Here is a 14,586-nt window from a genome sequence, read left to right as displayed (position 1 = left end):
TAAAACTTATCTAGAAGATCAGGTGAGCAACACCGGCAATGATAGGTAAGGTGACCAGAGTACGTAAAATGAATACGACAAATAGCTCGAAGATATTGACCGGTATTTTACTGCCAAGAAGTAAGGCACCCACTTCACTCATGTAGATAAGCTGAGTGACTGACATTGCCGCAATGACAAAACGCGTCATATCTGACTCGATTGAGCTTGCCAGAATTGAAGGAATAAACATATCAGCAAAGCCAACCACGATGGTTTTTGATGCCTCAGTCGCCTCCGGAACTTGCAATAGCTCGAGTAGTGGGATGAAAGGCATACCCAGATAATCAAATATCGGCGTATATTCGGCGATAATCAAGGCAACTGTGCCTATGGCCATAACGACTGGTATGACACCAAATACCATATCGATGACATTTTTAAGGCCATCTGTGAGCGTATGTTTGATCCCGCCGGCTTTCGATGCCTTATTGAGCGCCTGATCGAGTCCCCAAGAGAAAACACCGTGCCCGTCAGGGATCACTTCGTCATCAGGATGCCTTGGAGTATCGTCAATATACTTGTCTTTTTTCCAACATAAGGGGGGCAGCTTAGGCACGATAATAGCCGCCATAATACCAGCCAAACAAACCGTCAGGTAGAAGGGGACGAACATGTGTTCTAATCTGACCTGGGAGATAACCACTAAAGAAAAGGTAATAGACACGGCCGAGAATGTGGTACCAATTACCGCAGCTTCCCTTTGAGTATAGAGACGAGATTCGTACTGCTTGCTCGTCATCAAGATCCCTACACTACCGTCGCCAAGCCAGGAAGCCATACAGTCGATGGCACTACGTCCCGGCAGATTGAATATGGGTCTCATTATTTTGGTTAACATGGTGCCGAATAGCTCCAGCAAACCAAAATTAAGCAGGAGTGGCAGTAACATTCCAGCGAATATAAACACACAAAACAGTACCGGAAGTAGGTCGTTCAAGACCAGCGCGCCGGTATCTCCTGAGCGAATCGCTTCCGGACCCACACCTGAAAATGTCAGTAAGATAAACACTGCACCTAATATTCTGGTTAATAGCCACATAGGTGAAATGTTGAGCAGAGAGTTTAAAAAGGCATTGCTAGTGATAAATGCAGGTTTCAGTAACTTGGTCATCGCTGATGCCAGCGCGGTGAAAACAACCACGCCAGTCACTATGGCAGTTAATGCATCACCAAGGAGAGCCTGCAGGCCTTTTGAAACGATAGCGATAGGAATGGTAATCGCGTCCTGATAGCTGATAGGTGTCATAAATAGTAATAGCCCTATTAATGACGGAATAATAAATGTCAGTATCGTTTTTATGTTATGGGTTTGTTTTTCAGCCACTTTTTTTACTCTAAATTGTCGGTTTGGCACAATTGCAATAAGTTATCATTTCATCCAATTTGAAATATGCTATGAATATCCATTCAAATTAAGGCTGGCAAGGTTACCCCCTTAATTACAGTATGTAAATCGTTTCTCTGGGCGGATTAGGTTAACCACGAAAAGAGAATAGTTATTACATCTTTTTGAGTATTTATATTGTAACTCACTGGCGGGATAATGCACCATGTACTTTTTGGTGAATAGCTTGTTAAAACATATGGATAAACTTGTTTCGCGAAAAAGGTTGGTGCTGTTGTGTAGCGGAGGGAGACTTGGGAGCGGCATAAAAACTCTCATGCCGCAGTTGTTATCATCCGAAAGAGTCTTGTTTTTTATTCCAATATTAAAGTAGGTTAGTAGAGGGCAAGCGATTCTTGAAAGATAATTGTAAAAAATCTGAGCTAGACCTCGTTAATAGAACATGATTCCATATATGTTATTCGGCTAGTGTATTGGTGAACTAAGGAAATATGATAGAGAAGAGTATAAAGCTATCCAGTCTTGCGTTTAAGTTCGGGACGCTGGGAATTGTCGGGCTTTTGATGGGCGTTATTCTATCCGCCTTAGGCTTTCAAGACTTTGAAGGCCATAACTTCAACTTCTTTAATCATACTCTCAGTGAGCTTGGTCACTATGGGCATTCAACCTTTGCTGTGGTGATTAATGGTGGGCTCTTCTTTGGCAGTTTAAGTTTGATTTTATTTTGCCTTTTCTCTATTCAACTGATCGACAGCAAACTACTTTATTCATTATTTCTCTCCTTGGTACTAACGTTTATGTCACTTGCGGCAGCCGGATTATTTCCTGTCAACGTATACCATCTGCATACCATGGCGATTAAGTATTTTTTCTATTTCGGTAGTTTTAGCTCTTTTCTCTATCTCGTATACCTATCGATGAAGGGGAGACTGTTTTACTCGAGCTGGAATGCCGTTACCGGCATATTAACCTTTATCAGCTTCTTATGTTTCTTAGTGCTTTCCCATATAGACTTAGGGTTGATAGCGGGAGACAAGCAGTTTTACCAAGAGATGGTGATGGAGTTACCCAGACCCGATATCTGGTGGCCGGCAACTCTTGAGTGGTTAAGTCTGACTCTGTTTATGCTTTGGGGAATGGGCATGGTACAAAGCCTGAGAAATCAAGCACAAATCAAGCAGGTTGAGGAAGGTGAGAAGAGCAAGGCCATAAGGAGTTAATCCCTACAGCCTTGTTTGACGTTGCACTTAACTCAGATTATTAAAGCCAGCCTCTTGATACCAGTAGCCGTTACAGCGATCTTCTGTATTCGCTACACGCCCCGAAACATCGGCTTCAAAAAGCTGCTCCGCAAGCGAAATACACTGCATGCCGGAAGGCGATACCCTGAAGTAATCCACTCCCATTTTTGCCATCTCACCAATTTCAGGTGAAAGATCGATACAGGCCGCCGATTGTGTCTGTATACCGTTCAATCTCAGTAGCGGTTGAGATTCCTGAGTTTGGGCCAACAGCCCCTTTGGGTTTGAGAGACAGATGGTTTGACATTTATCCTTTGCCAGCCCTTGATGCCGGGCTGTAAAACAACGTGCAGAGAGTGCAAGAGGCAGATACCCGTGTCCGAATACTTCAACCTCGAATCCTGGTTTCTCGACCGAAAGTACCGTATTTAGCCAGTTTTTTGATAACTCAACGGGCATTACGAATCGCTGCATGCCCCAAGCATGAAGTTTTTTTAAGCTGGCCAGATTATAGTTATTTACCGTTGGTCCGCAAATAAAGGGCAGGCCTTTTTCCTTGGCAGCCTGAACGGCCCCCATATCATTGGCTTCGATGATAAACTCACCATTAGCGACCTGTTTCTTCAATTCGCTATATTCAGAGGGGGCTTCGAGTAGGGCCAATGTAGAGATAACGACCTCTTTACCCGACTCTCTCAACATATTCGCTATTTCCATATAGTCAGAAAATTTGAGTTCTCGTCGTCGACTGCATATGGTTTCGCCCAAATAAACTAATGGGATCGAACTATCGGCAACGGATTTGTAAAACTCCATTACCTTCTCTTTTGGCCAGCAATAAAGCAGAGGGCCGAGTGATGCTTTCATTTTATCTTCCTGTGTTCGAACACCAATTTTATCACTGCCAGGTACGCTCATAGGCACCCAATGTTGTGGTCTGCCCTTCGGATACTTTAGAGAGTGCTCTGTCCCACTCTGCTTGCGTTTGATAATTTTGTGGGTCTCTGAGATAGGTATCTATGGCGTTGCGCCATACTTTCGTAACCTGCTCTACATAGGCCGGGCTACGTTGTCTGCCTTCGATTTTTAACGATACGACATTTGCTTTGGCCAATTCTGGCAGTAGGCTCAGGGTATTAAGGCTGGTTGGCGACTCGAGCAGGTGTGATGGAGCGTTGTCACCTTCTGTGATGTAGCGCCCCTTACAGACGACGGGGTAACCCATCTGTTCATCAATGCCTGACTTATCGATTAATACCTCGTTAAGACGAGTTAATCTGTCTTGTCCCTCTTCCTGCCAACGTACATGTTTTGCCGGGGAGCAAGACCCGCCGGTATTCGGGGACTGACCCGTGACGTAAGATGAAAGATGACAGCGTCCTTCGGCCATGATGCACAGGCTACCAAAGGCGAACACCTCAAGATCAACCGGCGTGACTTTAGCAAGATCTCTCACCTGTTTCATCGAAAGCACTCGTGGTAAAACGGCGCGCTCGATATTGAACTCCTCTTTATAGAGCTGCAATGCGCCCAGGTTGGTCGCGCTGGCCTGGACCGATAGATGAAGAGGCAGGTGCGGGTAGCGGCTATGAGCGTAATCGAGCAGTGACAAGTCTGCCACAATCAAGGCATCGATCCCCGTATTGGCTGCAATATCTACCGCTTCATACCAACGCTTCTCCTCACCCGGTTTTGGAAATGTATTGATGGTGAGGAAGATCTTTTTACCCTGCTTCTTGGTAAATTGTACCGCTTCTCGTAGCTTTTTCGGGGTAAAGTTCAGTCCCGCGAATGATCTGGCGTTGGTATCATCCTTTAAGCCCAAGTAGACGGCATCGGCACCGGCATTCAATGCCGTTTTTAGTGATGCCAGGTTACCTGCTGGACACAGCAGTTCCATATTCGTGCTCCGAAGTACTCCCAAAATAATAAAATGAAGTTTAAAAGGGAATGGATATCGAATTCTTGATATAAAACATGTTTGCGATCATAAATTTTGGGTAAAATTATTTTCTTTTTTACTCTCCTGTTGTAGGTAGAGAAATCACTTCCTATGTTAAGGAGCGCGATCGAAATGCAAAAACCACTTCTGGGTAATGTAGCCAGTCAGCTGTTAGAGCTGGGCCCCAAGCTTGTTCGGAGACCATTAGCCTTAGTGCCTTTTCGATTAAAGGCGGATGTTCTGGAGCGGTTACTCGGTTTACTGCTCGCTCAGCAAGCAGAAGATGAGGAGCTGGATTTTCTGCAGGATAGTTGGGTCGCCATACATGTCGAAGATATGGGGCTCGAGTTTGAGGTCAGCTTCGATGGCCGCTGGCAGGTTCGTCAACCAACAAATGCCGAAGTGACATTTACCGGTCAATCTAAAGAGTTGCTATTGATCGCGGCAGGTAAAGAAGATCCCGACACATTGTTTTTCCAGCGTAAGCTATCTATCGAAGGTGACACCGAGCTGGGGCTTGAGATCAAAAACCTACTGCTCAGTATTGAATTCGATACCATGCCCTCTCCGATAAGGCACAGCATCGAGAAGTTGGCGCAGCTTATTCAGCAGTTACAGCTCAAGGCAAACCCTGAAACGGCGTAATTTGTATTTGTAAAATAACGGAACCCTTTGGTTCCGTTTTTATTATCTTCATTCTCTAAGTTGGGAGTTAAGTTAGGAACTTTATGCGAATCTTGTTATTGGTAACGGCATTTAATGGATTAACTCAGCGTGTATTTGAGCAGCTCAGGCTTCAGAGTCATGAAGTGAGAGTGATATTTGCCGGCTGTGATGATGAGGTTCGTGACACTGTCAGCGTATTTCGTCCGGATATCATTCTCTGCCCGTTTCTAAAACAGCGGATCCCAGAGGATATCTGGAATAAACATCTTTGCATCATCATTCACCCGGGGATCTCCGGCGATCGTGGCCCATCATCGCTGGACTGGGCCATCTTAAATCGTGAAAGTGAGTGGGGGGTGACCGCATTACAAGCCGATAGCGAAATGGACGCCGGAGATATCTGGTCGACGGGGAACTTCCCTATGCGAGCGGCTTCCAAAGCGAGCCTCTACCGTCAGGAAGTGACTGAGATGGCCGCTCATCTGGTTGATGAGATAATCGAGCTGTTTAAGCTACGAACGGATGCTCTCCAATCAAACCCGTTAAGTTCGAGGTTTAAGCCCCAAGCCTTAGATTATTCCCGAGCCGATGTAAAAGGAGAGCTGCGACCACTGCTCAAGCAGCCTCAGCGAGCGATCGATTGGTCCAGAGACAGCACTCAAACCGTTCTGGATAAAATTCGCGCCGCAGATAGCTTTCCCGGCGTATTGGATGAATTTTGTGGCCTGCCGGTTTATCTCTATGGTGCTCATAATGAAGGGGCGCTGAAAGGGGATAAACCTAAACAGATCTTAGGACAGCGCCATGGTGCTATCTGCGTTGCGACAATCGACGGGGCTGTGTGGATCAGCCATTTGAAACGACAAAAGAGAGAGTCTCAATCCTTTATTAAATTACCCGCAACTTGGGTATTGGGTGAGGCTGTCGACACTGTTCCTGAGTTAAGTCTGAAGGTTTTACCCGATAACAATACAGATACGTTCTCAGAGATAACTTATAGTGAGTCGGGAAGTGTCGGCTATCTGTATTTTAATTTTCACAATGGTGCCATGGGTACCGAGCAATGTTATCGCCTGCTCAAGGCCTATAAAGCGGCACTCGTACGGGATACCCGGGTCTTAGTGCTTATGGGAGGGGATGACTTCTTCTCTAATGGTATTCATCTCAATCATATTGAGGCGTCAGAAGATAAAGCCGAATCATCCTGGTTAAATATCAATGCTATAGATGATCTCATTGAAGCCATACTGGAAACACGCAACAAGATCACCGTCGCAGCGGTTCGAAATAATGCCGGTGCCGGTGGCGCGATGATGGCCTTAGCCTGTGATTATATTTTTGCCCGCGACGGTGTCGTGCTTAACCCGCACTACAAAGGGATGGGGTTATATGGCTCCGAGTATTGGACCTATACACTTCCTAATAGAGTCGGCATGGAGAAGGCGGCAGAGTTGACCGAATCTTGCTTACCTTTAGGAGCTCAAGCCGCTGCCAATATCGGTTTTCTCGATGCAATTTTCCCAGGTGATTTCACCGCCTACCAGTTTGAGCTCAACAAGCATGTCACCGATATTGCTGCCGATTATCAATTTGAGCAACTGCTGGCAAATAAGCTCCAAAGGCGGGACAGGGATGAGGCAGAGAAGCCGCTGGCGGCATACCGTCAAGAGGAGTTACTTCAGATGGAGCTGTGCTTCTGGGGAGAAGGCTCACAATACCACGCCAAGCGCTATAATTTTGTCTATAAAGTCAGTTGTGGAAAGACGCCTGCCCACCTTAAATATGACAGCAACAAACCGGAAATAAAGACAAGTTCAGTATCCGTTTAACATCGATAGGGTCAATAGTCGGTATTAAACGGATTTAAGGCAATGTGCCTCACAGTTCCGGGTTCTCTCTCTTGGTCGAAAGAGGCTAGATGGTACGATATGTTGTTAAGGCCATGTTGGGTGGTTGTTTTTATTGTTGCGCTTTCGGGTGTGAATGATGAGTCTCATCCCCCATCTTTCAGGGGAACGCTATCCTGTGGTCATTGGTGACATAAGTAATTTTCTCTCTGCTTATCAAGCAGATAAAAGCAACTGAGAGCACGCAATATGAAACAGGCTGAACCCATCAAAAACAGTCAAGCCAGCAAGGCCGAACCTGACCCCTCTTCCACACCTCCGGTTCCTGCTTCGAATGGAAGTGTGGGGAGACGAACCCTTATCCTGAATCCAAAGCTTGAAAGTTATGACCATCTGGATCCCCGTTCAAAAGCCTTGATTAAAAAGACGATTGCGTTTTTTGAGAGTAGGGGAAAGGCTAAACTCAAAACCGATGACCATGAGCGAACCTGGTATGCCGATTTTCTCGAGTTCGAGAAGAAAGAGCAGCTGTTTGCCACATTCCTGACCCCCGAAGGCTACGGAGGCGAAGGGGTCCGTTGGGACACCTTTCGTAACTGTGCGCTCAACGAAGTATTAGGCTTCTACGGCTTGGCTCATTGGTATACCTGGCAGGTCTCGATACTCGGTTTAGGGCCTATCTGGATAAGTAACAATGAAGAGGCAAAACAACGTGCGGCACAACTGTTAGATGAGGGGGGGATCTTCGCGTTTGGCCTGTCTGAAAAAGAACACGGCGCCGATATCTACTCCACCGATATGTGTCTCACCCGGCAAGATGACGGCTCCTATCTGGCCAGCGGCAGTAAATATTATATCGGTAACGGCAATAAGGCGGCATTGGTGTCAACCTTTGGTAAGCTCACGGACACCGATGAGTATGTTTTCTTCGTCGCCGACTCTCAGCATCCAAATTATGAGTTAGTGCAAAACGTCGTTAACTCTCAAAATTATGTCGCCGAATATCGTCTCAATAATTATCCGGTCGCTAAAGCGGATGTCTTAGCGACTGGCCGTGATGCATGGGATATGGCGCTCAATACCGTCAATGTGGGCAAGTTTAATCTGGGGTGGGCTTCAATTGGTATCTGTTCACATGCTTATTTCGAAGCGATAAACCACGCATCCCATAGACGACTGTTCGATCATTACGTTACCGATTTCTTCCATATTAAGCAGTTGTTTATCGACTCCTATGCCCGTCTTAGTGCTATGAAATTGTTTGCCCAGCGGGGTGTTGATTACATGCGTTGTGCCAACCCGGATGATCGCCGTTACCTCTTATTCACCCCTATGGTTAAGATGAAAGTCACCACGCAAGGGGAGGAGGTGATTAACGAACTTTGGGATGTCATGGCCGCTAAAGGGTTTGAGAAGAACATGTATTTCGAGATGGCGGTGAGAGATATTCGGGCATTGCCAAAGCTTGAAGGGACTGTTCACGTTAATATGGCACTCATCTTGAAATTTATGGCCAATTACTTCTTTAAGCCTGCCGAGTATCCTGAGACTCCGACGATGGATGAACCGGTCAATGATACATTTCTGTTTAACCAGGGAGCGACTAAGGGGCTGGGTAAGACTCAATTCCATGATTACCGTAAAGTCTATAATGGCGTAAACCTGCCTAATGTAAATATCTTCAAAAAGCAGATCCGGTTATTAAAAATACTGCTGATGGCAGCCAAACCGAGTAAGGAACAGAGCAAAGATTTCGATTTTCTGCTGATCTTGGGCGAACTCTTCACGCTTGTGGTTTATGGTCAGCTTATTTTAGAAAATGCGAAGATAAAATGGATAGAGGATGATCTAATAGAGCAGATTTTCGATTTTATGGTGCGTGACTTTTCAAAATTTGCGCTGCAACTGAGTCAAAAAGGCAGCGCTACCCGTGTTCAACAGATGATATGTAATCGAATGATTAAGCGTCCGGCCGTCGATGAGGCGCGTAATACCCGTGTGTGGGAAAACTACGTTTATACCATGAAAGATCAATATGAGATGAACCCGTAAACTTATTCCTGTTCGTCTCTGCAGCCTAAGGTTATTGAGGTAATATTTTTCGTGAGAAGCCTAAAACCAAGTCATCGTTTGGTTTTAGGCTATATTTATTGTTAGTTCATAGACACGAGGTAAAGGTTTTCAGGGAGCGAGACAGTGAAAGGAATGCTGGTCATTGAGGACAATAAAGCGATTGCATCTGTTATCGAACACATAGGTAAGTCGTTAGGATTTCAGGTCACAACTGCACACTCTTTTTCTGAAGTAAAAAAGCTTCTGGTTAGTCATCAGGAGTTCTTCGTTGCGACCGTCGATTATGGTCTTCCTGATGCCCCTGAGGGGGAGGTCATTCCCTACGTGCTGGATCATGGCATTCCGAGCGTGGTCATGACTGGCAGGATGAATGATAAGATACACCAGACACTATTGAACTTACCCATCATCGATTACATCACCAAAGAAAGTTCTCAAGCTTACCATTACCTGTTAAGAGTCCTGCATGGTCAATTAGTTAACCACAAAACCAGCGTATTAGTGGTCGATGATTCACTTTCGGTGAGAAGTTATGTTTGTAGCCTTTTAAAACGGAGAAACTTTACCGTTTTTGAGGCTGCTAACGGCGTTAAAGCGTTACAACTCCTGAAAGAAAATGCTGAGATAAAGCTATTAATTACCGACCAGGAGATGCCTGAAATGACGGGTATTGAGCTGGTTCAGGCAATTCGTAAACGGTTTACTGACAGAGATTTAATTATTATCGGGTATTCGGGGATCGACAAAGTTTACCAATCGGCTCGCTTCATAAAAAGTGGCGCCGATGATTACTTGAAGAAGCCTTTCTGTCCTGAGGAGTTTTATTGCCGCATTTTTAAAAACATTGAGCAGTTACATTATATTGAAGAGATCAAAATGGCTGCCAATGTCGACTATCTGACCTCTTTATCGAATCGACGTTATTTCATCGATCAGTTCGATGAGCTGTTTGCAGAGATCCTGGATAGCCATGACAATTATATTTTGGCCCTTTTTCATGTGGATGATTTTATGACCATTAATGATGACTTCGGCCATAGCGCGGGGGATCAGGTGTTAATTGAATTTTCCAGGTTGTTAAGTTGTCATTTTAATGGGCAATTACTTGCAAGATTTGGCGGAGCGGAATTTGGCTGTTTACTCTCTGGGGAAGATTTTTCTAAAAACGAGCAGTGCTTATTAGCATTTAAAGAGAGTGTGAGTAAGCACTCATTTGCTTTTGAAGAGAGAGAAATTAAGTGTTCAATTTGCATCGGTGGCACCATTATTTCTGAGCAATCATCGGTCCATCAATGCCTTGAACAGTCAGATGAAGCCTTGCAGCAAGCGCAGGCGAAAGGACAGAATCAGATGGTATTAAATGGTTTTGTTGAGCTGTCAGAATAGATCTGTTTAAAAAGATTTGTTTAAATAGAAATCAATTGCTTGTGACGATGCTAATCATTGCTGGTATAGGTTAATCACACACTTTCATTTTTGTAGACAGCTACATATAACGTGCCACCTTCTTAGCTTTATCCCGTCTGATTTTTTGCTGAAAAAGTGTTAACTGTTGAGGCGATAGCACCTGTTTTAGCTCATCATTTCTCGCCTGTTGCAGTGCTTTCTTGTGCTGAGCCTTCTTTAGTATTCGCATACCTTGTATACAGGAACTTTCGAGTCGTTCATCATACCTCTTATTGATTACCGAGATATTCTGTATCTGCTGCTCGGTAAGTTTAAGGTACTGAATCATCTCTTCAGTACTGTTATAGCTCATTGGCTCTAACTCTTTCATACTCGAGCAACCGCTCATAAATGAGAGGATAGTTATAAGCAATGTCAGGCGCGACTTAACTGATGCCATTCTACGATTTTAACTCCTGTTATTTTAAGCATAGCTATAAAGCCATATTACCCTGAAAGTATTTTTGAAGTTAGACGGTTTACTGCTGGATACCAAAAAATAGGTCTAAATTTTGTTACTACTTTACGCACCCAGGCCATTGGGAGGTAACATAAGCCTTCCAAGCCTACATTCTACTCTTATTCTACTCTGCCGCGTATTAGTTGACCTCTCTTACCCTAAGTCATTAAGCGATATAAATGTTGGTGTGATACTTGTAAGGCAGACGCTTATATCACTGCTATTCTTAATTAAGGAGTATCGAAAGCAGTGATAATGCTTTTCGCATAGCAGATATGGACATGGGTAGAAGATATGGATATCGAAAAACTAAAACATCACCTCAGATACCTGGCACTGTGCGCTACCTTGTCCTTCGTTTATTATCTCTCCGGTCGACTCGGTCTATCGCTGGCATTTGAGCAAGCCGGCGTCAGCCCTGTCTGGCCCCCTACTGGTATCGCGATTTCGGCCGTTCTTATTTTTGGTTTCCGGGTCTGGCCGGGGATCATGCTCGGGGCTCTATTGGTCAACTTGTCGATAGCTTTGCCTTTTAGTGCCGCTATCTTGATAGCTTTGGGTAATACACTCGAAGCCATAGTCGCCGGATATCTACTGATCCGCTGCGCCGAACGTTACCCATTTACTCAAGTGAATCATACCGCCTGGTTTATTGCCATCGCAGTGATGGCCCCCATGTTCAGCGCGACGATAGGGCTTGTTAGCCTGTCTATGCATAATCTTATCGAGGCGAGCGAATTGGGTATAGTCTGGAGTACATGGTGGCTCGGGGATATCGTCGGCGCTCTGGTTATCGTACCTCTGCTTTTAACGTGGTTTCGACCTCATGAATCAATGAATGGTGGGGTTCCGGTCATGGCATTATGGGGGACTTGCCTGGTTAGCCTGGGACTGGCTTTATTGATCTTCTCGCCTTGGCATACCGAGTATGATCCGCATCAGCTGCTTATTTTTATGATGTTGCCACTTTTAATATGGACGGCGCTACGTTTTCATCACCGTGGTTCGACCCTGTTGGTGACGGTTTTTTCAGGTATTGCCATATCGGGAACGCTGGTCGGTTATGGTCCATTCGTAATGGAGTCGACGAATCAGTCTCTATTGACCCTTCAGGCCTCCGTTGGGGCTATCATGGTGACCATACTGATACTCATCGCCAGTCAGGAGGAGCGCAAGCGAGTCAATCGGCGATTGCTACAGGTACAGCAAGACTTGGAGGCTAAGGTTGGCCAGCGGACCCATGAACTCTATACATCCAATAAACAGCTGGCGCAGGAGGTCACCAGGCAACACCAACTGGGTGAAACATTGAAGTCTTTGCTCAATGCCACGAACTTCACCTCTAATGATCAGTTTCTGCAATCATGTGTCAAAGATCTGGCCAATGCCTATGGTGCTTATTTTGCTTTTATAGGCATATTTTCCGATAAAACCTGCCAGAGCATCAAAACGTTAGCGGTATGGGCTGGGGATAAAGTTGAGGATAATTTTAGCTATCGTCTCCGTGGTACTCCTTGTGAAGACGCCATGAATCATAACGTTGAGCTTATCTCCAGTCGTGCGGCTCTACATTATCCGGAAGATAAGTTGTTGAATGAGCTCGAGGTCGACAGTTATTTTGGGGCTCCACTCGTCGCACCGTCGGGGGAAACCATCGGCATTATCGCCGTCATGGACAAGAAGGCCATGGATATCGAGGAGTGGGTGAAACCTGTATTGGGACTGTTTGCTAATCGTGTGGCGTTGGAGTTACAACGTCAGTCTACACACAAAGAGATGGAGATGGCGGCCAGTGTTTTCAAGGAGAGTGCCGAGGCGATAGTCATCTGCGATAGTGAAGACAAGATACTTAGGGTTAACCCGGCATTTTATAAGATCACAGGTTATAGCCAAATCGAGGTTGTCGGGCAATCCCCCCAGCTTTTACAATCAGATCGACCCATTCAATCAATGCTCCACAATCGTGAAGCTGCACTGAAGAAGAATGATATCTGGCAATGTGAGGTTTCCGGATATAGAAAGAATGGGGAGCACTTTCTGAGCTGGCAAACGGTTATTCCGGTGAAGGATGAAAATGGCGACACTCAACAGATTATTTATATATTCAGTGATATTACCGAGCGAAAGTTATTTGAAGAGCACATCTATAATCTGGCGCATCATGACAGCCTAACTCAGTTGCCTAATCGAGTTGCATTTCAATTACAGATGAATACGGCGCTTGAGCGTGCGAAGCGGTCGAAGACTCAGATGGCGGTTATGTTCATCGACTTAGATCATTTCAAGATGATCAATGATACTTCGGGTCATCCTGTGGGGGATCTGTTGTTGCAACAGGTTGCCGAGAGGTTCAAGAGGGCGCTTCGTAAAGAGGATGTGATCTCACGATTCGGTGGCGATGAATTTACAGTATTGCTCTCCAATACCCGAACCGATAATGCCACAACAGTGGTCGCCAGAAAGCTATTGGCCTGTTTTTACGAGCCATTTAAGCTGCCTAGTAGTGAGGTGGTGATATCGGCCAGTATAGGCATTGGAGTGTTTCCCGATAATGGTGATAGTGTCGATAGTTTAATGATGAATGCTGACAGCGCCATGTACAGGGCGAAGGAGAAGGGGCGTAACTGTTTTCAATTCTATACCAAAGAGATGAATCAATATGCTCAGGAGAGGCTTGAGTTAGAACTGGATCTGAGAAAAGCGTTGGAGCGCGATGAGTTTGTACTCCACTATCAGCCTCAATTTGACCCTAATGGACGTATTATCGGTTGTGAGGCTCTCATTCGTTGGCAGCATCCGGATAAAGGCTTGCTCTCTCCCGGAGAGTTTATCAATATGGCTGAAATCACAGGCTTAATCGTCCCTATAGGTAAGTGGGTAATCGATACCGCTTGTATGCAGCACAAGATGTGGCTTTCGCAAGGCTATCCGGCGCTTAATATTTCAGTCAACCTGTCGGGGAGGCAGTTTTTACATCATGATCTTCTCGAGACGGTCAAAAATGCCATTACAACTTCTGGTATTACCCCCTCTTGCCTGGAGTTGGAGCTCACAGAAAGTATTATGATGGTGAATGTCGAAGAAACCATACGGACCCTCAATGCCATCAGTAGTTTGGGGATCCATATGTCGATCGATGACTTCGGTACAGGTTACTCCTCTATGTCATGCCTGAAACGCTTTCCTGTGAATAAGCTGAAAATTGATCAGTCATTCGTTCGTGGCTTGCCTCAGGACAAAGAGGATGTCGCCATCGTCAAATCCATTATTGTTATGGCTCATGCACTCAACTTGACCGTTATCGCCGAGGGCGTCGAAACTCTGGAGCAACTCGAATTTCTTAAATCATCCAGATGTGAAGAGTTTCAGGGATATTATTTCAGCCGTCCGATACTCGCCGCCGATATTGAGCAATACCTACAAGCGCTCGCCGATGAAGATGTACCTAAAGTGGTGAACTAAATTGGTATGTAAGTCACTCTCGTCGATGTTATCGATGTTATCGATGTTGAAGCTGTTGAGGT

10 protein-coding genes are annotated in these 14,586 nt (G+C 45.3%); 6 read left to right on the top strand and 4 right to left on the bottom strand.

Annotated elements, in window-relative coordinates:
• Positions 1-10 precede the first annotated feature (10 nt).
• Positions 11-1,366, bottom strand: a complete 1,356-nt coding sequence (locus tag SSED_RS17525; RefSeq protein WP_041421772.1) for a YjiH family protein — start codon at positions 1,364-1,366, stop codon at positions 11-13.
• A 512-nt stretch (positions 1,367-1,878) separates the two neighbouring features.
• Between SSED_RS17525 and SSED_RS17520 the strand changes: the two genes are divergently transcribed.
• Positions 1,879-2,607, top strand: a complete 729-nt coding sequence (locus SSED_RS17520) for a hypothetical protein (RefSeq protein WP_012143686.1) — start codon at positions 1,879-1,881, stop codon at positions 2,605-2,607.
• A gap of 27 nt (positions 2,608-2,634) precedes the next feature.
• Here SSED_RS17520 and SSED_RS17515 read toward each other — a convergent pair whose 3' ends face one another.
• Both SSED_RS17515 and ubiU read right to left on the bottom strand, forming a co-directional pair.
• Positions 2,635-3,495 (bottom strand): U32 family peptidase, encoded by an 861-nt coding sequence (locus SSED_RS17515; protein ID WP_012143685.1) that lies wholly within the window; start codon positions 3,493-3,495, stop codon positions 2,635-2,637.
• 31 nt (positions 3,496-3,526) lie between these two features.
• Positions 3,527-4,528, bottom strand: coding sequence for a ubiquinone anaerobic biosynthesis protein UbiU (gene ubiU / locus SSED_RS17510; protein ID WP_012143684.1), 1,002 nt, complete (start codon positions 4,526-4,528; stop codon positions 3,527-3,529).
• A gap of 174 nt (positions 4,529-4,702) precedes the next feature.
• On the opposite strand from ubiU, the gene ubiT reads away from it, so the two are divergent.
• From ubiT to SSED_RS17490, 4 genes are all read left to right on the top strand, one after another.
• The gene (gene ubiT, locus SSED_RS17505) at positions 4,703-5,215 is read left to right on the top strand and encodes a ubiquinone anaerobic biosynthesis accessory factor UbiT (protein ID WP_012143683.1); all 513 of its coding nucleotides are present in this window, start codon (positions 4,703-4,705) and stop codon (positions 5,213-5,215) included.
• Positions 5,216-5,298: 83 nt separating this feature from the next.
• Positions 5,299-7,065: a hydrogenase maturation protein gene (locus SSED_RS17500; protein ID WP_012143682.1), complete on the top strand. Its 1,767-nt coding sequence runs from the start codon at positions 5,299-5,301 to the stop codon at positions 7,063-7,065.
• A gap of 267 nt (positions 7,066-7,332) precedes the next feature.
• Positions 7,333-9,135, top strand: a complete 1,803-nt coding sequence (locus SSED_RS17495; protein WP_083758956.1) for an acyl-CoA dehydrogenase family protein — start codon at positions 7,333-7,335, stop codon at positions 9,133-9,135.
• A 153-nt stretch (positions 9,136-9,288) separates the two neighbouring features.
• Positions 9,289-10,542: a GGDEF domain-containing response regulator gene (locus SSED_RS17490; protein WP_012143680.1), complete on the top strand. Its 1,254-nt coding sequence runs from the start codon at positions 9,289-9,291 to the stop codon at positions 10,540-10,542.
• 100 nt (positions 10,543-10,642) lie between these two features.
• Here the strand turns inward: SSED_RS17490 and SSED_RS17485 are convergent, their stop codons facing one another.
• Positions 10,643-10,915, bottom strand: a complete 273-nt coding sequence (locus SSED_RS17485) for a hypothetical protein (protein WP_150104359.1) — start codon at positions 10,913-10,915, stop codon at positions 10,643-10,645.
• Positions 10,916-11,356: 441 nt separating this feature from the next.
• Between SSED_RS17485 and SSED_RS23740 the strand changes: the two genes are divergently transcribed.
• On the top strand, positions 11,357-14,524 hold the full coding sequence (locus tag SSED_RS23740; RefSeq protein WP_012143678.1) for a bifunctional diguanylate cyclase/phosphodiesterase: 3,168 nt from the start codon (positions 11,357-11,359) through the stop codon (positions 14,522-14,524).
• The last annotated feature ends 62 nt before the right edge of the window (positions 14,525-14,586 follow it).

The sequence above is a fragment of the Shewanella sediminis HAW-EB3 genome, assembly GCF_000018025.1.
Classification (GTDB): Bacteria; Pseudomonadota; Gammaproteobacteria; order Enterobacterales; family Shewanellaceae; genus Shewanella; species Shewanella sediminis.
This window is presented reverse-complemented; position numbering and strand designations above follow the sequence as displayed.